The following is a 21680-nucleotide window of genomic DNA, read 5'->3' as shown; positions in this document are numbered from 1 at the left end:
AATATGAATAAAAATAAGCCTTTTATTGTAGTAATTGTGGGGCCAACTGCTTCAGGTAAAACAGAGCTTAGCATCGAACTCGCGAAGCGTATCAATGGTGAAATCATAAGCGGTGACTCTATGCAAGTCTACAAACATATGAATATTGGAACTGCAAAAGTAACACCTGAAGAAATGGATGGTATTCCACATCATTTAATTGGTATCTTGAATCCTGATGATACATTTTCAGCATATGAATTCAAGCGATTAGCAGAAGATTTAATTACTGATATAACGAATAGAGGTAAAGTTCCAATCATAGCAGGTGGAACAGGCTTATATATTCAATCATTAATATATAATTATGAATTAGAAGATGAAACAGTTACACCTGCACAATTATCGGTAGTTAAACAAAAGTTATCTGCATTAGAACATTTAGATAATCAGCAACTACACGAATATTTAGCTCAATTTGACGAGGCTTCTGCCAAAAATATTCATCCAAACAATCGACAGAGAGTATTGCGCGCTATCGAATACTATTTTAAAACAAAAAAACTTTTAAGTAATCGTAAGAAAGTGCAACAATTTACTGAAAATTATGATACATTATTAATAGGGATTGAAATGTCGCGTAAAACATTATATTCAAGAATAAATAAACGTGTTGATATTATGTTGGATCACGGATTATTTAGAGAAGTGCAACAACTTGTTGAACAAGGCTATGAATCTTGCCAAAGTATGCAAGCTATTGGATATAAAGAATTAATACCTGTGATTAACGGACAAATGATTTATGAAGATGCTGTCAATGATTTAAAGCAACATTCACGCCAATATGCAAAACGACAAATGACATGGTTCAAGAATAAAATGAGTGTTCATTGGTTAGATAAAGAAAATATGTCACTTCAAATGATGTTAGATGAGATTACAACCCAGATTAAGTAAAAGGAGTCCGACAGATGATTGCAAACGAAAACATCCAAGACAAAGCACTAGAGAATTTTAAAGCAAACCAAACTGAAGTAACTGTATTCTTTCTAAACGGTTTCCAAATGAAAGGTGTTATTGAAGAATACGACAAGTATGTCGTAAGCTTAAATTCTCAAGGCAAACAACACTTGATTTACAAACATGCGATCAGCACTTATACAGTAGAAACTGAAGCTCAAGAATCTACTGAAAGTGAAGAATAAGTTGTAATCATATGGGCACGATTTAATGACTCGTGTACATAACGTTTGAAGTATGATAAATAGATATAGAAATAAAGTCATATGTGACATCAATTAAATGATGCTCAAATGACAAGATACAATAGAGGAATGTTTGTAATAAAAACGCTTCATATAAAGGTCGAGTCAATATATGATACGACTTTATATGAAGCGTTTTATTTGCTATGAGCTAGTATATTTTATAATAACTTTTCTATTTCTCTTTCGATTTGAACAGGTTTTTTTTGAGGTGCAAATCGTTTAACAACGTTACCTTCACGATCCACTAAAAACTTAGTGAAATTCCATTTGATTTTCTCATTAAAGAATCCATGTTGTGCCGCAGTCAAATATCTAAATAAAGGTAATTGATGTTCCCCTTTTACGTCTATTTTTTGATGCATAGGGAAGGTAACACCATAGTTTAATTTACAGTTTTGAGCTGCTTCCTCGCCTGAACCAGGTTCTTGGCCACCAAATTGATTACAAGGGAAACCTAGAATTACAAACCCTTGATCTTTGTATTTCTCGTATAATGATTGCAAACCTTCGAATTGTGAAGTAAAGCCACATTCGCTAGCTGTATTGACAATTAGCATAACGTCACCTTTATATGCATCTAATTTGTAAGTAACACCTTTATTTGTTTCTACTACAAAATCATAAATTGTCTCCATTGAATCATCCTTTCGATTTACTTAAAATGTACCATAAAATCGTGTAATAGTCTTTACTAAAACTCTATGATAGAATACTTTGAGTAGGATTTTATTAAGGAGATGTATAACATGGCTCAGCAACAAATTCATGATACTAAAAATAAACTAGAAAAAGCTGTATTAGTCGGTGTACATGCTCAAGATGATAAGCAATTTAATTTTGAGTCTACAATGGAGGAATTATCATCTTTATCAGAGACTTGCCAACTTGAAGTGTTGGGTCAAATTACTCAAAACAGAGATCGTGTAGATCGCAAATATTATGTTGGTAAAGGTAAAATTGAAGAAATTCAAGCATTTATTGAGTTCAAAGATATTGATGTAGTCATCACAAATGATGAATTAACGACTGCACAATCCAAATCACTAAATGAAGCTTTAGGTGTAAAAATTATTGATAGAACTCAGTTGATTCTTGAAATATTTGCATTAAGAGCAAGAAGTAAAGAAGGTAAATTGCAAGTAGAGCTAGCACAACTTGATTATTTATTACCTAGATTGCAAGGCCATGGTAAAAGTCTTTCTCGTTTAGGTGGCGGTATTGGAACTAGAGGCCCTGGTGAAACGAAGTTAGAGATGGATCGTAGACATATTCGAACTCGTATGAATGAAATAAAACTTCAATTGCGAACGGTAGAAGAACATCGCGAAAGATATCGAAATAAAAGAAATCAAAATCAGGTGTTTCAAGTAGCTTTAGTTGGTTATACAAATGCTGGTAAATCATCATGGTTTAATGTTTTAGCAAATGAAGAGACGTATGAAAAAGATCAATTATTTGCAACGTTAGATCCTAAAACACGACAAATTCAAATAAATGATGGATTTAATTTAATTATTTCAGATACTGTTGGTTTTATACAGAAACTACCTACGACGTTAATTGCAGCTTTTAAATCAACTTTAGAAGAGGCTAAAGGTGCAGATTTATTAGTACATGTCGTAGATAGTAGCCATCCTGAATACCGTACGCAGTATGACACAGTTAATGATTTAATCAAACAATTAGATATGAGTCATATTTCTCAAATAGTTATTTTTAATAAAAAGGACTTATGTGATCATGCATCAAATCGTCCAGCAAGTGATTTGCCTAATGTTTTTGTTTCATCTAAAAATGATGGTGATAAATTACTTGTTAAGACTTTATTTATTGATGAAATCAAAAGGCAATTAACTTATTATGATGAGGCAATTGCGACGAATAATGCAGATCGATTATATTTTCTAAAACAACATACATTAGTGACTGAACTTAAATATGATGAAATTGAAAATGTTTATCGTATAAAAGGATTTAAAAAATAATAAAAGGACGAAATTCAAATGAAAGATATAAGTAAGATAGTAGCTGACGTCGAATCAACGTTAGCACCATATTTTAAAGAAATTGAAGAAACTGCATATATTAACCAAGAAAAAGTATTAAATGCATTTCATCATGTCAAAGCAACCGAAAGTGATCTACAAGGATCAACAGGATACGGGTATGATGATTTTGGACGTGATCATTTAGAAGAAATATATGCGCAGGCATTTAAAGCAGAAGATGCAATTGTTCGCCCACAAATTATTTCAGGTACGCATGCGATTACTATTGCATTACAAAGTTTATTAAAACATGGTGATGAATTAATTTATATAACGGGAAGTCCATATGACACTTTACTTGAAGTCATTGGTGTAAACGGAAATGGTATTGAAAGTTTAATGGAGCACGGCGTATCATATAAAGATATTGCACTTAAAGAAGGTAAGATCGATATTGAAAGTGTGTTAGATGGGATTTCTGAGCGCACCAAAGTAATAGCGATTCAACGTTCGAAAGGCTATGATCAAAGACCTTCAATTCCTCTAAATGAAATTGAACAGGTGATTACTAGGTTGAAAGAAGTGCATCCTAATATTTTAATATTTGTGGATAACTGTTATGGGGAATTTGTTGAAAGACGTGAACCTATAGAATGTGGTGCCGATTTAATAGCAGGATCATTAATTAAAAACCCTGGCGGTGGTTTAGCTAAGATTGGTGGATACATTGCTGGTAGAAAAGATTTAATTGAACGATGTGGTTATAGATTGACAGCACCTGGTATTGGTAAAGAAGCGGGTGCATCATTAAATGCATTGCTTGAAATGTATCAAGGTTTCTTTTTAGCACCACACGTTGTCAGTCAGAGTCTTAAAGGTGCATTGTTTACTAGTTTATTTTTAGAAAAAATGAATATGAACACAACGCCGAAGTACTACGAAAAACGAACTGATTTAATTCAAACAGTTAAATTTAAAACGAAAGAACAAATGATTTCATTTTGTCAAAGTATTCAACACGCATCCCCAATTAATGCACATTTTAGTCCAGAACCTAGTTATATGCCTGGTTACGAAGATGATGTTATTATGGCAGCTGGTACGTTTATTCAAGGTTCATCGATTGAATTATCTGCAGATGGACCTATTCGTCCTCCTTATGAAGCATATGTTCAAGGAGGATTAACATATGAACACGTTAAAATTGCTGTGACAAGAGCTGTTATGCAGTTGAAAGAACAAGGACTTATATAATAGATTAAATTTCACCCTAAATGATAATATGTTTTGGGTGAAATTTTTTTGCGAATATTTATCAGATTATTTTTAAAAATTGAAAAAATATTTTAGCTGTAGGTCGTTTTATGGCGTTTTAGAGGTCGAAATCGCAGTTATATCAATGTTTTGAGCTTTATGTTAGAAAACCTGACATATTTTTGAAATCCTAAAAAAATTATGATAAGTTATTAACAAGTTCAAAAGTAGAGGAGAGGAACAATGATATCGAATGATGCAATCAGACGAAATATGGCTGTCTTCTCTATGAGTGTAGTAAGTAAGTTAACGGATTTAACGCCAAGGCAAATACGTTACTATGAAACACATGAACTCATCAAACCTGAAAGAACAGAAGGTCAAAAACGTCTGTTCTCACTCAATGATTTGGAAAGATTACTAGAAATTAAATCATTATTAGAAAAAGGATTTAATATCAAAGGGATTAAACAAATCATTTATGACTCACAAGAGCATTTAACAACAGATGAACAAGAGATAAGAAAAAAGATGATTGTAGATGCCACGCAAAAGCCTATTGGAGAAACTTTGCCAATAAATCGTGGTGATTTATCCCGATTTATTAAATAAAATTTGGAGGATTTTAAAATGCCAAAACGTACTTTCACTAAAGACGACATTCGTAAATTTGCAGAAGAGGAAAATGTAAGATATTTAAGATTACAATTCACTGATATTTTAGGAACAATTAAAAATGTTGAAGTGCCTGTAAGCCAATTAGAAAAAGTACTTGATAACGAAATGATGTTTGACGGTTCTTCTATCGAAGGTTTCGTACGTATCGAAGAATCAGATATGTACTTACATCCAGATTTAGATACTTGGGTAATCTTCCCATGGACTGCTGGACAAGGTAAAGTTGCACGTTTAATTTGTGATGTATATAAAACAGATGGAACACCATTTGAAGGGGATCCTCGTGCAAACTTAAAACGTGTATTAAAAGAAATGGAAGATTTAGGCTTCACAGACTTTAACCTAGGGCCTGAACCAGAATTCTTCTTGTTTAAGTTGGATGAAAAAGGGGAACCAACTTTAGAACTTAATGATGATGGTGGATATTTCGATTTAGCACCTACAGATTTAGGTGAAAACTGTCGTCGTGATATTGTTTTAGAATTAGAGGATATGGGCTTCGATATTGAAGCTAGTCACCATGAAGTTGCCCCTGGTCAACATGAAATTGACTTTAAATATGCAGATGCTGTTACAGCATGTGATAATATCCAAACATTTAAATTGGTTGTTAAAACAATCGCACGTAAACATAATTTACACGCAACATTTATGCCTAAACCATTATTTGGTGTGAATGGTAGCGGTATGCACTTTAACGTTTCATTATTCAAAGGTAAAGAAAATGCATTCTTCGATCCAAATACTGAAATGGGCTTAACGGAAACAGCATATCAATTTACAGCAGGTGTACTTAAAAATGCACGAGGATATACTGCTGTATGTAACCCGTTAGTAAACTCATATAAACGTTTAGTACCTGGTTATGAAGCGCCATGTTATATTGCATGGAGTGGTAAAAACCGTTCACCATTAATCCGTGTACCATCTTCAAGAGGATTATCAACTCGTATTGAAGTACGTTCAGTTGACCCAGCTGCGAACCCATATATGGCGTTAGCTGCAATTTTAGAAGCTGGTTTAGACGGCATTAAAAATAAATTAAAAGTTCCAGAACCAGTTAACCAAAATATTTACGAAATGAACCGTGAAGAACGTGAAGCAGTAGGCATTCAAGACTTACCTTCAACACTTTATACTGCATTAAAAGCAATGCGTGAAAATGAAGTTATTAAAAAAGCTTTAGGAAATCATATCTATAATCAATTTATTAATTCAAAATCAATTGAATGGGATTACTATAGAACTCAAGTATCTGAATGGGAAAGAGATCAGTACATGAAGCAATATTAATACGCTAAACAATGATGGGAAATCAGTAATATCAAGGGCTAGAGCGTTTTGCTTTAGCTCTTTTTTGATTTGGAAAGGTGGAATTTCACTTGACCACTTTTGTAAAAAAATGGATTTGGTCAAGTTTTGGTCAAGTAAATGTTTTATGTATTTATTTTTTTAAAGCTGGGGAAGACCATTTTATATTTTAGTTCACATGAATTTTAATATATTTGGAGGTGATGAGATGAGGTGATAAAAGAACGTCGCGAAAACGTTGAGTATTACTTGAAAATAGCCACATTCATATTACTTCTCATCGAATTCATTCGCAGAACGTTCTAAGGTAAGACCCCGAAAAGAGGGGCCTTACTACTCATTATTAAGGGGGTAATACTATATGAAAAGAGAAACAAAACAAAAAATATCTTTTTGTTTATCGATCGGTATTTTCATTTTAGTTATACTACTATTGATATTCTAAAAAATTAAAAATTTTTGCCTCATCTAATTTATGAATTGCTATGATGAAATATACAATACAATCAAAAAATTGATAGAAAACAAAGAGATAACGAGTTATCAAATTAATAAAGATACTGGGATAAGTTACGGTAATATTAATGCTATGCGCCGTGGAGAAAGAAGAATAGAAAATTTAAGCTTAAAGAATGCAAAGATCTTATATGAATATGCGAAAAAGGTATTATAATATAAGCATTGAGTTCAATAGGCATACAATAACTGCCCAAACTAGTGACTGAGTGGGTGTTTTTATAGTATTAAAAGTTTTCTAAAAGTGAAAGAAATCATGTTTAGTGATTTACTTATGTTTTTCAAAATAGTATAATAATTTTATATAATATATAGAACTTCAGTATACCTTTTGAGTATATATGGAGTTCTTTCTTTTTTACAAGATGTATATGTATAAATGGAAATGTTTATTACATTACATAAAAACCTTTAGGTGCTCTTAGATGGATGTTAATCATAAAACAAAGTGATTTTGAAAAATATAGGTTATTATAATTTAGAATTGCAAATTATAAATCTTGTCATTGGATATGGGAATTCAAACATATCACTTACAACAATTTGTGGAATGTTAAATAACTATAAAGAGGAAAGGAGAAAAAATGATAAGAATGGTTAAAGAAAAAGAACGAATAGCAAAATTAAATTTCGAATAGCTGTGACGAGCATAATAATTCAAGTGCTTAATTTTATCAAATCGTTCTTTTAAAAAGGTAAAGAACAAAAGACCTTTACCACATTAAATAGGGAGGTGGTATTTATGACAAGAGAATTAAGGAAAAAATTAACTCTCTATCTTAACATTGCAACTTTAATATTATTTATTATTAATTTAACTAGAAAAAAATAAACTATTCTTTCATTTTTACAAAAATTATGAACCAGTTTAAAGAAATTTATAATACAATAGAAAAATTACTAAATGATAAATCAATATCTAATTATAGAATTAATCAAGACACTGGTGTTTCTTATGGTGGTATAAGTGAATTAAGAAGCGGGAAAAGAAAAGTGAATAATTTAACTTTAGAAACAGCGGAAAAACTCTATAATTACCAAAAACAATTAGAAATAATGATTGAAGATTAAAATAAGGCCATATCTTTTGAAATATCATGGAGTGAGCCTTTTAAATCATCTAATTTTAAAGTATATTAAATATGGATAGCTTAATGTGAATATAAATAAAAAAATTATCAAATAATATAATATAGAATAGATTGAGACAAGAAATTTTATCAATATATAATAAAAAACGCCAATACTATTAGGCATTAGTTTATGAATTAACTAGTTTGGCAACTACAAAGAAACAATGTATTGCTAAACGTAGTTACTGCATTAGGATAATTATAATTATAAATAGAAAGAGAGCGTGATTAAAAATGAATGAGATTGAAACTATTATAAGTGAAATAGAAAAGTTATTAACTAACAATACACCATATAGTATTTCAAAAAACTCAGGTGTACCACGTCAAACAGTTACTGATTTAAAGGTAGGTAATACTAAAATAAAGGATGCCAAATTTAAAACAATAATCAAGTTATATGAGTATCAAAAGTCGTCAGAAAATAATTCAGAGTGCTAATAAATATACCTTGTTTGATTAGATGGACAAGAGATTAAATTTCTATTAATTTCATGATTGTGTGTCCACACTTTGTTCACCTCAATAAAATTATCTCTAGGTTTTTAAAATTGTACATGTTTAAACAATCAAAAGTATGCATTATTATATTATCATTTCCATAAAAATTTAAATGATCTTTAAGTGATGATATAGAAGGCTGAACACAGTAAATAAGTTAACTTTAATGCAGTATTCTATACTATACATATTTTGTAATAATGTTTATGCGCATAATTTTTCATTGATAATTTTTTATATTAGATTGTGTAATTGGCATATATGATGATTTGTGATAATTATATTCTAATATAGCATTTGATTTTATGATTTTTAAAATTAATAGATTTGAAAAGTATACTTTATTTCATGAAAGTTTTTGGTACATTTATTTGAAAATGTTTTTATTACAAAGTTACATGCCTAAATGTTTCTTAACAAAATTAATTCATCAAGTGTAAAGAATCGTGTGGTAAACATAATTTATATAGATTATAAGGAGGTGAAAATGGTCGAGGAAGTAAAAACGATAAAATAGTTTGAATGTTTTGATTTTAATTCTGATAGGACTATTGAATTTGCAAACTAATAAGAATGTGAGATTTGATTTAATACGAAGTCATATTCTTTGAATAAAATATTACTTTCTCACCATTAGTAAAATGAAGATAACTATTAAAGTGCGAAAAACAAATAAAAAAGAGAAAATAGAATTTTTAATAGGGACGTTTATAATTATTTTAGTAATATTAGGGTTCAAAATTATGAAATAAATGTATAGTATTTGAGAAGTCTATATGACTCCGGAAAAATTAAAGTCTAAAGATATCTCTATATCTCAAATTTAATAGACTACTGGAGTTAGTAGTTTGAATATTGAAAGACACTAATCTAATAAAAATACATAAAAGGTTAAACATTGAAGTTTAGTAAAAGACGTAAGGTATACAAGACAAATCGTTTGTCTTTGATAAAGTAATTGATGATGAAAAGTCGTTAATATGTAGAAACAAAAATTGAAAATATGAAATTTAACTATTATGAAGTGATGATAGCCATTAATGAATAGAAAAATAATAAAATCATTTATAAATAAAAAATACGTTGAGTTCACAGAATTTCGAAAAAAAGTAGTAAACATTGTACAGATATGGAGATGAAAAAAATGTCAGAATACAAGAAAAAGATAATTGAATTAATTGAAAGTAATTTAACAGGATATGAAATTTCTAAAAAAACTGGAGTTTCTCAATATGTACTTTCACAATTAAGACAGGGCAAACGCGAAGTAGATAATCTAACCCTGAATACAACAGAAAAATTATATGAATATGCCAATAAAGTTTTGTAATTTAACTACTGTATAAATTAATCAAGCTATGTTTATTTGATTTAACTATTAATAAAAATCATATGGTGAATGGATATTATAATAATTAAAATACAAAAATAGTAGATTCCAATTTGTGAAAAAGGAGTATGTCGTTTCATTTAGAATTTATTGCACGAAATTAGCATCGAATAAGGGAAAATAAGTGTTAAGTTTTAAATGAGTTGATTTGTCAATTTAAGTGCAACAGTTCATCACATAAAACTTCATAAGGAAACTTCCAATTTAAACACTTTCTTGGTCGATAATTAATTGAGTCTAATGCATAGTTAAGTTGCTCTTGATTTACTTTAGCTAAGTCTGTTTTCTTAGGGAAAAATTCTCTTAGTAAACCATTGGTATTTTCATTTGTACCTCTTTGCCATGCGGAATATGGATCAGCGAAGTAGACATTAATATTAAATTGGTTTTCAATATTTTGATAACAAGAGAACTCTTTCCCTCTATCGACAGTAATAGTTTTAACGGCACCTTTAGGTAGATGTTTGATAAGGTTATTAATTGCCGTCTCCATAGAATTAGAGGAACGATCAGGCATAAGTACACAATAATAATAACGTGATTTTCTTTCTGCGAAAGTAGCAATGCACCCTTTACTTTTGCCTCTGCTGGATACAATTGTGTCAGCTTCCCAATGACCGAATGTATTACGTTTCTTTATTTCCTTAGGACGTTGTGAAATAGGACGGCCAATATTAAACTTACCTCTAGTTTCTTTAGGTTTCTGTCTTTTTCCTTTTTGACGAAGGCATGAAATAAGTTCGAAATTAATCATATTAGAGTTAATCCATCGATAGATGGTTTTAAAACAGATTTGGTTTTGTAATAGACGACCTACGATTTGTTCAGGAGACCAGTGGCATTTTAAATAATATTTAATGATATTACCAAGTTCTGGAGTAAATCGAGTAGGACGACCACAAAGTTTTCTTTTGGTTTCATAATTTTTTTGAGCTGTTTCAGCTTGATATGACTGATTTAAATTATTCCTACTAATTTCACGTGAGATAGTAGATACAGATCGTTTTAATTTACGTGCAATAGATCTTAAAGAATAATTTTCTTGACGTAAAACCTCTATACGTGCGCGTTCAGTTAGTGTAAGATGGTTATAGCTCATGTTGGCACTCCTTGTATGTGTTTTTGTGGTTATTAACATCTTACAACAAAGTGCCAATTATGGGCATTTTTTATGAATTTTTATAGGTGTTGCACTTAATATTACAATCCGTCATGATAAAAAAGATTGGAATGGATCGTCTTGAAATGCTCCCTTCAAAGTTTTCATTTTTTCAATGTCTACTTCGAAGGGGGCATTTCCATTAAATTTTTATAGCTTTTTATATTTATATAATGAGCATATAAGTTTAAGTAAGTGCGAGTGAAGGGAATAAAAAAGCTCAAATGTACCAAATTGTTAATCTTAATAAATCTCTACTTTATAAAGATTGAATGGACATTCGAGCGTTAATCAGTCAGGAGGGACTTTCCCTCCTACAATTTAATAATAATACTTGCTTCACCACTGTACAAGGAGTGATTAGTTATGTTCAAAGTGAATTATTCGATTTTAAGTTATTATCCAGATATTTATCTCCATAGTAATTTAGCTGTAGGTGTGGCATTTGAAATTATAGGAGAAAGTTATCATAAGAATGAAATTAAATTTATAACCCAAAGAAGAAAAATTTTATCATTTGATGATGAAATAGACAATTTAGAACTTATTAATATGTTTTTGGATGGGCTTAAATGTGAATTCGAACAAACTAATCAATCATTAAAAAGTTATAAGAAAAAGTTTGTTAATAATTTCTACTTTGAGAATATTGAATATAAAATGTTTGACTCATTAAAAGAAGTTAATAATTTTATTGAAAATACATATAAATATGTATTACATCATGGTTTAGATAAAAAAGAAAGACTTAAGAAAACTGAGAAAGAACTTTTGAATAGCTAAGTAAAAAGGTCAAACATATTGTTCTGAATATAAATAAGTAATAACCGTACCTTTATTGATGCGGTTATTTTTTATGTAAAAAAACGAAAAAAGTTTTTAAAAAAGTGTTGGATACAAAACAGGTTGGAAAGAGAAGAAAAAATGACAAATATCGCAAAAGCCAAAAGCGAAATCTTCCGCAACTACACTTTAGGCTTTGCAACACTTGCCACAATAATAAAATGTTTTTTATAGAGGGGGATATCCCCTCCCACGTATTATATTACGAGGTGATGAAAATGACAAACTTAACTAAAACTAGAATAATAATCTTTATTAATTATCTAATCGGAATTTTAGCTTTAATATTTGCCTTTTATATAATCTTAATGTCAATAGCGGTTTAAAAATGCTGTTTTATGGAGGTTTGAAAATGTCGTTTTTTAGTGGTTTAAGATTGTCGTATATTTAATGATTTTTCGGTTTTATAATCTTTTAATCGATATGATTCTCCAGTAATTTTAAATACTTTTGAATGGTGAACTAACCGATCAATTATAGCTGCTGATACAATCTTATTACTAAATGACTCTCCCCAACTCGAAAATGGAATATTAGTCGTAATTATTGTTGATTTCCATTCATACCTTAGTGACATTAACTGGTAGAATAAATCAGCTTGTTCTTTGGTGATGGCAGAATAACAAATTTCATCAATGATAAGTAACTCTATTCTGCTTAATTGTTTTAATGTTTTATTAATGATTTCTTTGGAATCTGTGACAGTTAATAAGTCTATTAATTCTTTGAAAGTATAGAATCTAGTCTTTATATTTTGTTTACATGCCTCAATTCCTAATGAGATTGTTAGGTGTGTTTTACCAACAACACTGTTATCTAAGAAACAAATATTTATACTATCTTCAAAAAAATGTTATTTTTTTAGTCTCATTTTGTATTTTATTTTTACAGTATTCTTCTAGAATATTATATTTACCTTCATAACCCTTTTTCTCCATATATTTAAAAATGGCCATAGCTGTATATCCTAATTCAATTTTTTTATTATTAATTTCTTTAAATGAATCTAGCTTTGATGCTTTCTTATTTTGTTGTCTTTTCTTCAATCGTTCTAATTCATTTTATTTTCCTGCTTCATAATATTTTTTAACTGTTCTTGAATCACAATTATATTGTCGACCAAGCTCAGCATAATTTGGTTTAATACCTTTCATAATGTAAAATAGCATTCCTTCATAAATGTCATGTCTCAATTAAATAACTTCCAATCGAAGATTGAGTTAAGACATGATTATATAATTTAAAAAAGAAAAAAATGTATTATAAATCAGTACGTCAAAGGAATAAGGATATAGAAGTAGATATAATTTCTAAAAATACCAATTTGAATTAAAACCTAGTTAAAAGAGCTTATGAATATTTGTTTGAGAATAAATATAATTATTACTATAGAGAAGCACATGGGATTGTAGAAAGAAAATACAATTTTTCTAATTATATTGAGAAATAGGGTGATTTGATTGATTATTATGAGGAAGTTAAAAGAAGATAATCAAGTTATAGTATATGAATATATTCCACAAGATAAAATAGAAAAAGGGAAAGGCGAAATAACAGTAAATAAATTAGATTCAAAGGTAATTGACTATAAATTATCAAAAGTTGAAAATGAAAAAGGTATTTTAATTTATAGAGATAAATCATTTCATGCAATATTAAATTTTATTGATGAAAATAAATTTCCGAATGAATATATATATGCATGGTATTAAAGCATCCTTTCTACACAGATAAAGAGAAAGTGGTGCTATTTTTATGTGTTTTTTAACTAATTACTGAAATAGCAGAATCACAAAAGTTAACATATTTAAAAGAACTTGGTGAAGATGGCGAATATAAATATGTTGCCAAAATAGATAGTGAAACATCTAAATTATGTCATTCACTCAACGGAAAAATATTTAAAGTTAAAGATATGATACCAGGTGTGAATGCGCCACCTATGCATCCTTGGTGTAGAAGTACCACAGTGCCACATGTTGGCAATTGGCGAGACAAGTTCTTTAAAGAGCGTGAAGGTAAATATCAAGTAGAAGTAAAAGAAGCAAAATTACAGGAAAAAGCTAAAAACCAGATGAAAGAAATGATTGAAAGTGGTAAAATAAAAATAGAAATAAATCCTGAAAAACAGAATAGACATTCTTTAGGTCATAAATTATATTTAAAAAATAAAATTTATGCATTGCAGAATGATGAGAGGTTTCCTAGCTATACAATACTCTCTATAGAAGAATTAAATGATTTATTAAAGAAATACTCAATGACTGGCAAAATATTAGTGGATAAATTTGGATTTAATCGTAAGGAAATAATTAATTTCGAAAAAACTATAGGAAAAGCTTATGCAGGTGGAAAATATATTAATACTGCATATGGTAAAATACATTATTCTAAAACTGGTTCTCATATAGTACCATTTGTAAGTAAGGAGAAGTAAAATGTTAATCAAAGATGTATATCGTAAAAATGTTATAGTTACACTAAAAAATGATGAAAAATTAAAAGGTTTTGTTATAGATTTTGAAAATCCGTTAGAAAGTGATTCTGGTAACTATTGCATGGATTTAGAAACAGATTTAGGTTTTTATTCTATTGATGAATCAGATATTAAAGACATACAAATAATTACAGAATAGCATCCTTTCTACACAGATAAAGAGAAAGTGGTGCTATTTTTATACATTTTTTTAACCTTCCAATGTGAAGGTTATTTTTTATTGTCCAAAACGTGCTGATGACATTTTAAAAGCAAGTATGGAATATCAGTCGACAGACTATAAACGGAGGTATATCTCATGGAAAAAAATGAAAGTAATATTACTGATGTAACTCAGAACGAAGAGCAACTAGACAACAGTGATGAACAATCACAACAGAATGAGAAAACATTTTCTCAAGAGGAAGTATCACAATTGATTAAAGAGCGTATAGCTAGAGAACGCAAAAAATCAGATGAACGTATTAAAAATGCCAAAGAAAACAATGATAGCAATGAAGTAGCTTATTTATTAAAAGGTGCTAAAGTTACAAAAGTATATGGCGATCAAAATAGTGTATCTTTTGTGCCAGGGGAAAAAGCAACCGAATTATTATTTGACAGTAAACCGAATTCAATTGTTATGTTACATAACCATCCTGGACAGTCAGGATTTTCATTGAATGATTTAGCAGTTTTTACTATTAATAATTCTATTAAGACTATGACAATTGTAACTAATAAAGGACGTATTAAATTTATAAGTAAGACAGAACATTTTAAAGAAAAAGTAATGAAAAAAATGATAGCAAACTTATTAATAGAAAAATCTCTAGATGTAATTAGTACAAAAGATATTGAAAGGTTATTAAAAGAGTTATACAATAACGATAATATAATATAAAGAAATAGGTGATTAAAAGGTGACAATGATGTTAGACGGTAAGTTATCTAAAAAAGAATTGCTCAGGTTGTTAACTGAAAAAAACGATGAAAAAAATAAGGGAAAAGAGAAACAATCTAAATAGCATCCTTTCTACACAAAAATATAGAAAGTGGTGCTATTTTTATATGCTTTTTTAACTATTTACTGAAATAGCAGAATCACAAAAGATAGCTTATCTTAAAGATTTAGGCGAAGATGGCGAATATAAATATGTTGCCAAAATAGATAGTAAAACATCTAAATTATGTCATTCACTTAACGGAAAAATATTTAAAGTTAAAGATATGATACCAGGTGTGAATGCGCCACCTATGCATCCTTGGTGTAGAAGTACCACAGTGCCACATCTCGGCAATTGGCGAGACAAGTTCTTTAAAGAGCGTGAAGGTAAATATCGGGTAGAGAACAATACTGAAATGAAATTAGGTGAAGTTCATTATTCTAAAACTGGTTTTCATGTAGTTCCGTATATTAAAAAGGAGTGATTAAAAATGAATTTACAGTCATACATAGGCAAATTAGTCAAATTAACGCTTACTAATAATAAAATATTAATTGGAAAAGTGATAGACTTTGATGATAAAATTGATAATTTTGATGGTTATAATTCGATAGAAATTGATACAGGTAGAATTACATATGATATATCAGAAAATAAAATTAAAGACATACAAATAATTACAAAATAGCATCCTTTCTACACAGATAAAGAGAAAGCGGTGCTATTTTTATACACTTTTTTAACAACTAAGGATACAAGACACATACCTTCAACAATATCCTCATCTAAACCTATCGATTTCCTAAGCTCAATTTTAAACACAAAGTTTATTTGTAAAGATGCACACCTATAAAAATCTTAATCATCGAAAAGTCACAAACATCTCCATATTAAAAACTTAAATAGTGCATTCCATTTAAACTAAACATCGATATTTCTACCAATATAGACTTAGTAATTCGATTGTTAATACATTACTTTCATAAAATAACTACAACCATCATAATACTTCTCAAATCTCGTCAAATTAAAGTAAATACAGCACAAATTAACAATTTTAAATATATAAAATAAAACAAGATACTCAATAATCTGTAGTACCTTGTTTTGGAATAATGTAATTTTATATCATCAACGGCTACAAATGAGCAGTTTCATATATAAATAAACACAACTACTCAACTGATCTTGATTAATTAATAAATGATTTGCCAGATGACATATAACAGCATTATTAGATTAATTCTAATAGTTTATTTAAATTTTCTTCGGTTGTCGCCCAACTGGTTGCGAATCTAACAACACGATGTTGATCATCGTATTTTTCCCAAACAGCAAATTTAACTTTTTGTTCTAACTCTGCTATTTTCTCGTTACTTAAAATAAAAAATTGTTGATTGGTTGGAGAATCAAAGTAAAGACGATAGCCTTTATTTATAAACCCGTCTTTCATCTTATTTGCCATTTCGATAGCATGTCTGCTTATATTAAAATATAAATTATCCGTAAATAATTCTAAAAATTGTATGCCTGTTAACCGTCCTTTTGCTAAAAGTGCACCGTGATGTTTGATTCGAGTGGTAAATTGTTTCGGTTCATTATTCTTCGTAAAAACAATTGCTTCTTCGCATAATGCACCTATCTTCGTACCACCTATATAAAATACATCACAATATTTAGCGATGTCTTTAATAGTCATATCTGATTGATCACTCATCAATCCATACCCTAATCGTGCACCATCCATAAATAATGGAAGCTGATATTGCTTACATACTTTGCATAACTCTTCCAATTCTGATTTAGAGTATAATGTGCCATATTCAGTAGGATGAGAAATATATACCATTCCTGGGAATACCATATGGTCCTTTTTAAAATCACTTTTAAATGTCTCCATGTAAGTTTCAACATCTGAAGCACTAACTTTTCCTTCCTTAGAGGGTATAGTAATTACTTTATGTCCACTATATTCAATTGCACCGCCCTCATGCACAGCAACATGACCAGTGTCTGCTGAAATGACCCCTTCGTAACTTTCTAACATTGAATTAATAACAACCTGATTGGTTTGTGTTCCACCTACTAAAAAACGAATTGTAGCATTTGGACAGTCAATTGTATCTTTAATCTTTTCAATTGCCTGAGCTGTGAATTGATCAAAGCCATATCCCGAAGCTTGTACAAGATTTGTATCTACTAATCGTTTTAATACTTTTTCATGAGCACCTTCTAAATAATCATTTTCGAATGAAATCACTACATTTCCCCCTAAAACTAATATCAACATTTTAATAAGATAAACCAATTTCAAAACTAGTTCGATATTTAAAATGTATTATGAATGGTTAAAGTTTGTATCGCATTATCGCGAAGTTGAATAAATATATTATACATCAAACAATACATTATGAAAATTAATTAATTTTTTACCACAATTACTTTGCGTGCCGAAACACATATATTAATGATTGAATTTTACTGTTAAAAGTTCTATGATTTAGGAAATAGAGAAAAGAGGGGATTTAAATGGAACAAATTAAACTTAAAACTTTTACATCTGAGACTTTAGAATTATTAGAATCAAATATTAACGAATTTTTAGGTTCTGAAGAAGCTGCAAATTTGAAATTAGTAAATATTACAATAAAAGAAATTGAGGAAAGAACATTTCCAAATAATGAAGAAGAGTTTAATGCAATATTAACTCTATCTGTAAATAAATAATCTGGAACGAGTCTGGGACATAAATCCCTAAAAAAACAGCAGTAAGATATTTTCTAATTGAAAATTATCTTACTGCTGTTCTCTATTTATACAATACTTCGTATTGAATGGCTTCGCTTTCCTAGGGTGCCGTCTCAGCCTTGGTCTTCGACTGGCACTGCTCCCTCAGGAGTCTCGCCATTAATACTACGTATTAACATGTAATTTTACTTTGAAATACTTTAAAAAAATAAGACACTTTCGTATAATTTAATAAATACCACTAAACTAAATTAACGAGGTGCCTTATGTATAAAAATTATAACATGACCCAACTTACACTACCAATAGAAACTTCTGTTAGAATTCCTCAAAATGATATTTCACGATATGTTAATGAAATTGTTGAAACGATACCTGATAGCGAATTCGATGAATTCAGACATCATCGTGGCGCAACATCCTATCATCCAAAAATGATGTTAAAAATTATCTTATATGCATACACTCAATCTGTATTTTCTGGTCGTAGAATAGAGAAATTACTTCATGACAGTATTCGAATGATGTGGTTAGCTCAAAATCAAACACCTTCTTATAAAACTATTAATCGTTTTAGAGTAAATCCTAATACTGATGCATTAATTGAATCTTTATTTATTCAGTTTCATAGTCAATGTTTAAAGCAAAATCTTATTGATGATAATTCAATTTTTATTGATGGTACAAAAGTAGAAGCTAATGCCAATAGGTATACATTTGTGTGGAAGAAAAGTATTCAAAATCACGAATCGAAATTGAACGAAAATTCAAAAGCATTATATCGTGACTTAGTTGAAGAAAAAATAATACCAGAGATAAAAGAAGATGGAGATAGCGATTTAACAATAGAAGAAATAGATTTAATTGGTAGTCATTTAGATAAAGAAATCGAAGATTTAAATCATTCTATTCAGAACGAAGATTGTACTCAAATTAGAAAACAGACCCGTAAAAAAAGAACTGAGATTAAGAAGTTCAAAAAGAAATTTGATGATTATTCCGAAAGAAAAAGTAAATATGAAGAACAAAAATCGATTCTTAAAGATAGAAATAGCTTTTCTAAAACTGATCATGATGCAACTTTTATGAGAATGAAGGAAGACCATATGAAAAATGGCCAACTTAAGCCAGGATACAATTTACAAATAGCGACAAATTCTCAATTTGTTTTATCCTATGACCTATTTCAAAACCCGACAGATACTAGAACTTTAATTCCATTTTTAACAATGATTCAAAATACCTTCGGTTATTTACCGGAGTATATTGTAGCTGATGCAGGTTATGGTAGTGAGCAAAACTATATGGCTATTATAGATGATTTTAATAAAACGCCACTTATTACGTATGGTATGTTTATTAAAGATAAAACGAGAAAGTTTAAAAGTGACATTTTTAACACTCAAAACTGGAAATATGACGAACTTAATGATGAATTTATATGTCCTAATAACAAAAGAATAGGTTTTAAAAGATATGCATACCGTAATGATAGATATGGTTTTAAACGTGACTTCAAACTATATGAATGCGATGACTGTTCAGCATGTTCTTTGAGGCAACAATGCATGAAGCCAAATTCGAAATCCAATAAGAAAATCATGAAGAATTATAATTGGGAATACTTTAAAGCCCAAATTAATCAAAAGCTTTCTGAACCAGAAACGAAAAAAATCTATAGTCAAAGAAAAATTGATGTAGAGCCTGTTTTTGGATTTATGAAGGCTATTTTGGGTTTCACTCGAATGTCAGTTCGAGGAATAAATAAAGTTAAACGAGAGCTAGGTTTTGTATTAATGGCACTTAATATAAGGAAAATAGTAGCTCGACGAGCTGTATATTATCAAATACATTTAAAAAAAGCTGATTTCTATCAAATAATTAATAGAAATCAGCTTTTTTACATTGCCTAAGAACTTAATGTCCCAAGCTCTTTATAGGAGAAATAAACTATGCAATTTTCATTTTCAAACGATTTAGGAACGTTATTTACTATTATTTTAGCCATTGGATTCATCATTAATTTAGTATTAGCTTTTATTATTATCTTTTTAGAAAGAAATAGGCGTACAGCGAGTTCAACTTGGGCATGGCTATTTGTACTTTTTGTCTTACCCTTGATTGGTTTTATTCTTTACTTGTTTTTTGGTAGAACCGTTTCGGCACGCAAATTGAATAAAAACAATGGTAACGTGTTAACGGATTTCGATGGACTTTTGAAACAACAAATAGAAAGCTTTGATAAAGGTAATTATGGTACTGATAACAAACAAGTTCAAAAACATCATGATTTAGTACGTATGCTTTTGATGGATCAAGATGGTTTTTTAACTGAAAATAATAAAGTTGATCATTTCATTGACGGTAATGATTTATACGATCAAGTTTTAAAAGATATTAAAAATGCAAAAGAATATATCCATTTAGAATACTATACTTTCGCTTTAGATGGTTTAGGTAAAAGAATTTTACATGCTTTAGAAGAAAAATTGAAACAAGGTTTAGAAGTAAAAATATTATATGATGATGTTGGTTCTAAAAATGTTAAGATGGCAAATTTTGATCACTTTAAATCATTAGGTGGCGAAGTTGAAGCATTTTTTGCGTCTAAACTACCATTATTAAATTTCCGTATGAATAACAGAAATCATAGAAAAATCATTATTATTGATGGTCAATTAGGTTATGTCGGAGGATTTAACATTGGAGATGAATACCTTGGTTTAGGTAAACTAGGATATTGGAGAGATACACATTTACGAATTCAAGGAGATGCAGTTGATGCATTACAATTGCGCTTTATTTTAGACTGGAATTCGCAAGCACATCGACCTCAATTTGAATATGATGTTAAGTATTTCCCTAAAAAGAACGGACCATTGGGTAATTCACCAATTCAAATAGCTGCAAGTGGCCCAGCTAGTGACTGGCATCAAATTGAATATGGTTATACAAAAATGATTATGAGCGCTAAGAAGTCGGTATATTTGCAATCGCCTTATTTCATTCCGGATAATTCATATATAAATGCCATTAAAATTGCAGCTAAATCAGGTGTAGATGTACATTTAATGATTCCATGTAAGCCAGATCATCCTTTAGTTTATTGGGCGACATTTTCAAATGCCTCTGACTTATTATCAAGTGGTGTTAAAATTTATACGTATGAAAATGGATTTATACATTCTAAAATGTGCTTAATTGATGATGAAATAGTATCAGTGGGCACAGCAAATATGGACTTTAGAAGTTTTGAATTAAATTTTGAAGTAAATGCCTTTGTATATGATGAAAATCTTGCTAAAGATTTAAGGGTGGCTTATGAACATGATATTACAAAATCAAAACAACTTACTGAAGAATCATATGCCAATAGACCGCTGTCTGTTAAATTCAAAGAATCGTTAGCTAAATTAGTTTCGCCAATTTTATAATTTATTTGTAAGGAGTCTCGATTATAGAGGCTCTTTTTATTTTATCCAAATT

General features: G+C 29.5%; 26 protein-coding genes and 2 pseudogenes. 22 read left to right on the top strand and 6 right to left on the bottom strand.

Annotated features, from left to right (window positions below; genetic code table 11):
• Positions 1–3 precede the first annotated feature (3 nt).
• Together miaA and hfq are read left to right on the top strand one after the other, a co-directional pair.
• A complete protein-coding gene (gene miaA / locus NST10_RS03735; RefSeq protein ID WP_001574397.1) occupies positions 4–939 on the top strand; it encodes a tRNA (adenosine(37)-N6)-dimethylallyltransferase MiaA in 936 nt (311 codons plus the stop codon).
• 14 nt (positions 940–953) lie between these two features.
• Entirely contained in the window at positions 954–1187 is a 234-nt protein-coding gene (hfq, locus tag NST10_RS03730) for an RNA chaperone Hfq (RefSeq protein ID WP_000561357.1), read from the top strand.
• A 221-nt stretch (positions 1188–1408) separates the two neighbouring features.
• Here hfq and NST10_RS03725 read toward each other — a convergent pair whose 3' ends face one another.
• Positions 1409–1885 (bottom strand): glutathione peroxidase, encoded by a 477-nt coding sequence (locus NST10_RS03725; RefSeq protein ID WP_000448078.1) that lies wholly within the window; start codon positions 1883–1885, stop codon positions 1409–1411.
• 111 nt (positions 1886–1996) lie between these two features.
• Between NST10_RS03725 and hflX the strand changes: the two genes are divergently transcribed.
• The 9 genes from hflX to NST10_RS03680 all read left to right on the top strand — a co-directional run bounded on the left by hflX (position 1997) and on the right by NST10_RS03680 (position 9961).
• On the top strand, positions 1997–3235 hold the full coding sequence (gene hflX, locus NST10_RS03720; RefSeq protein ID WP_000068622.1) for a GTPase HflX: 1239 nt from the start codon (positions 1997–1999) through the stop codon (positions 3233–3235).
• 18 nt (positions 3236–3253) lie between these two features.
• On the top strand, positions 3254–4492 hold the full coding sequence (locus tag NST10_RS03715; protein WP_000652040.1) for an aminotransferase class I/II-fold pyridoxal phosphate-dependent enzyme: 1239 nt from the start codon (positions 3254–3256) through the stop codon (positions 4490–4492).
• 243 nt (positions 4493–4735) lie between these two features.
• Positions 4736–5104 (top strand): MerR family transcriptional regulator, encoded by a 369-nt coding sequence (locus tag NST10_RS03710; protein WP_000624945.1) that lies wholly within the window; start codon positions 4736–4738, stop codon positions 5102–5104.
• A gap of 18 nt (positions 5105–5122) precedes the next feature.
• The gene (glnA, locus tag NST10_RS03705; protein ID WP_103147245.1) at positions 5123–6463 is read left to right on the top strand and encodes a type I glutamate--ammonia ligase; all 1341 of its coding nucleotides are present in this window, start codon (positions 5123–5125) and stop codon (positions 6461–6463) included.
• A 493-nt stretch (positions 6464–6956) separates the two neighbouring features.
• A complete protein-coding gene (locus tag NST10_RS03700) occupies positions 6957–7154 on the top strand; it encodes a hypothetical protein (RefSeq protein ID WP_001659797.1) in 198 nt (65 codons plus the stop codon).
• A 701-nt stretch (positions 7155–7855) separates the two neighbouring features.
• A complete protein-coding gene (locus NST10_RS03695; protein ID WP_001071312.1) occupies positions 7856–8068 on the top strand; it encodes a helix-turn-helix domain-containing protein in 213 nt (70 codons plus the stop codon).
• Positions 8069–8364: 296 nt separating this feature from the next.
• Positions 8365–8571, top strand: a complete 207-nt coding sequence (locus NST10_RS03690) for a hypothetical protein (RefSeq protein ID WP_001002343.1) — start codon at positions 8365–8367, stop codon at positions 8569–8571.
• A gap of 701 nt (positions 8572–9272) precedes the next feature.
• Entirely contained in the window at positions 9273–9383 is a 111-nt protein-coding gene (locus tag NST10_RS03685) for a hypothetical protein (RefSeq protein WP_031788482.1), read from the top strand.
• A gap of 392 nt (positions 9384–9775) precedes the next feature.
• Positions 9776–9961, top strand: a complete 186-nt coding sequence (locus NST10_RS03680; protein WP_000006110.1) for a hypothetical protein — start codon at positions 9776–9778, stop codon at positions 9959–9961.
• Positions 9962–10172: 211 nt separating this feature from the next.
• Here NST10_RS03680 and NST10_RS03675 read toward each other — a convergent pair whose 3' ends face one another.
• Complete coding sequence (locus tag NST10_RS03675; protein WP_000121211.1) at positions 10173–11120, bottom strand: IS30-like element ISSau1 family transposase; 948 nt, start codon at positions 11118–11120, stop codon at positions 10173–10175.
• A gap of 426 nt (positions 11121–11546) precedes the next feature.
• Between NST10_RS03675 and NST10_RS03670 the strand changes: the two genes are divergently transcribed.
• Entirely contained in the window at positions 11547–11963 is a 417-nt protein-coding gene (locus tag NST10_RS03670) for a hypothetical protein (RefSeq protein WP_000477487.1), read from the top strand.
• Positions 11964–12393: 430 nt separating this feature from the next.
• Here NST10_RS03670 and NST10_RS03665 read toward each other — a convergent pair whose 3' ends face one another.
• The 3 genes from NST10_RS03665 to NST10_RS03655 are packed head-to-tail and all read right to left on the bottom strand — an operon-like array spanning position 12394 to position 13216.
• On the bottom strand, positions 12394–12852 hold the full coding sequence (locus NST10_RS03665) for an ATP-binding protein (RefSeq protein ID WP_020967626.1): 459 nt from the start codon (positions 12850–12852) through the stop codon (positions 12394–12396).
• A 13-nt stretch (positions 12853–12865) separates the two neighbouring features.
• The gene (locus NST10_RS03660) at positions 12866–13069 is read right to left on the bottom strand and encodes a hypothetical protein (RefSeq protein WP_000747271.1); all 204 of its coding nucleotides are present in this window, start codon (positions 13067–13069) and stop codon (positions 12866–12868) included.
• Between the two features lie 15 nt (positions 13070–13084).
• A complete protein-coding gene (locus NST10_RS03655) occupies positions 13085–13216 on the bottom strand; it encodes a hypothetical protein (RefSeq protein ID WP_001215398.1) in 132 nt (43 codons plus the stop codon).
• 267 nt (positions 13217–13483) lie between these two features.
• On the opposite strand from NST10_RS03655, the gene NST10_RS03650 reads away from it, so the two are divergent.
• The 7 genes and pseudogenes from NST10_RS03650 to NST10_RS03620 all read left to right on the top strand — a co-directional run bounded on the left by NST10_RS03650 (position 13484) and on the right by NST10_RS03620 (position 16134).
• A complete protein-coding gene (locus NST10_RS03650; RefSeq protein ID WP_000585095.1) occupies positions 13484–13735 on the top strand; it encodes a hypothetical protein in 252 nt (83 codons plus the stop codon).
• A 71-nt stretch (positions 13736–13806) separates the two neighbouring features.
• A pseudogene (locus tag NST10_RS03645) lies at positions 13807–14460 on the top strand (polymorphic toxin type 50 domain-containing protein); the annotation flags it as partial.
• A gap of 1 nt (position 14461) precedes the next feature.
• Positions 14462–14659: a hypothetical protein gene (locus NST10_RS03640; protein ID WP_000905625.1), complete on the top strand. Its 198-nt coding sequence runs from the start codon at positions 14462–14464 to the stop codon at positions 14657–14659.
• A 64-nt stretch (positions 14660–14723) separates the two neighbouring features.
• Positions 14724–14852: a hypothetical protein gene (locus tag NST10_RS03635; RefSeq protein ID WP_001791415.1), complete on the top strand. Its 129-nt coding sequence runs from the start codon at positions 14724–14726 to the stop codon at positions 14850–14852.
• Positions 14819–15403, top strand: a complete 585-nt coding sequence (locus tag NST10_RS03630; protein ID WP_000414196.1) for a hypothetical protein — start codon at positions 14819–14821, stop codon at positions 15401–15403. The genes NST10_RS03635 and NST10_RS03630 overlap by 34 nt, the downstream gene beginning before the upstream one ends.
• A gap of 194 nt (positions 15404–15597) precedes the next feature.
• A pseudogene (locus NST10_RS03625) lies at positions 15598–15930 on the top strand (minor capsid protein); the annotation flags it as partial.
• Between the two features lie 6 nt (positions 15931–15936).
• Entirely contained in the window at positions 15937–16134 is a 198-nt protein-coding gene (locus NST10_RS03620) for a hypothetical protein (RefSeq protein ID WP_001053369.1), read from the top strand.
• 546 nt (positions 16135–16680) lie between these two features.
• Here NST10_RS03620 and NST10_RS03615 read toward each other — a convergent pair.
• Positions 16681–17706 carry a low specificity L-threonine aldolase gene (locus tag NST10_RS03615; protein ID WP_303661791.1) on the bottom strand — a complete coding sequence of 342 codons (1026 nt, stop codon included), beginning with the start codon at positions 17704–17706 and terminating at the stop codon, positions 16681–16683.
• A gap of 269 nt (positions 17707–17975) precedes the next feature.
• Between NST10_RS03615 and NST10_RS03610 the strand changes: the two genes are divergently transcribed.
• The 3 genes from NST10_RS03610 to cls all read left to right on the top strand — a co-directional run bounded on the left by NST10_RS03610 (position 17976) and on the right by cls (position 21628).
• Complete coding sequence (locus tag NST10_RS03610; protein WP_000435074.1) at positions 17976–18173, top strand: hypothetical protein; 198 nt, start codon at positions 17976–17978, stop codon at positions 18171–18173.
• A 287-nt stretch (positions 18174–18460) separates the two neighbouring features.
• Positions 18461–20107 (top strand): IS1182-like element ISSau3 family transposase, encoded by a 1647-nt coding sequence (locus tag NST10_RS03605; protein ID WP_000277741.1) that lies wholly within the window; start codon positions 18461–18463, stop codon positions 20105–20107.
• Positions 20108–20146: 39 nt separating this feature from the next.
• Positions 20147–21628, top strand: coding sequence for a cardiolipin synthase (gene cls, locus NST10_RS03600; protein ID WP_001160617.1), 1482 nt, complete (start codon positions 20147–20149; stop codon positions 21626–21628).
• Positions 21629–21680 lie beyond the last annotated feature (52 nt).

The sequence above is a fragment of the Staphylococcus sp. FSL W8-0305 genome, assembly GCF_037966415.1.
In the GTDB taxonomy this organism is placed as follows: domain Bacteria; phylum Bacillota; class Bacilli; order Staphylococcales; family Staphylococcaceae; genus Staphylococcus; species Staphylococcus aureus.
The sequence above is the reverse complement of the archived record's forward strand: the minus strand, read 5'-3'. Positions and strand labels throughout refer to the sequence as shown.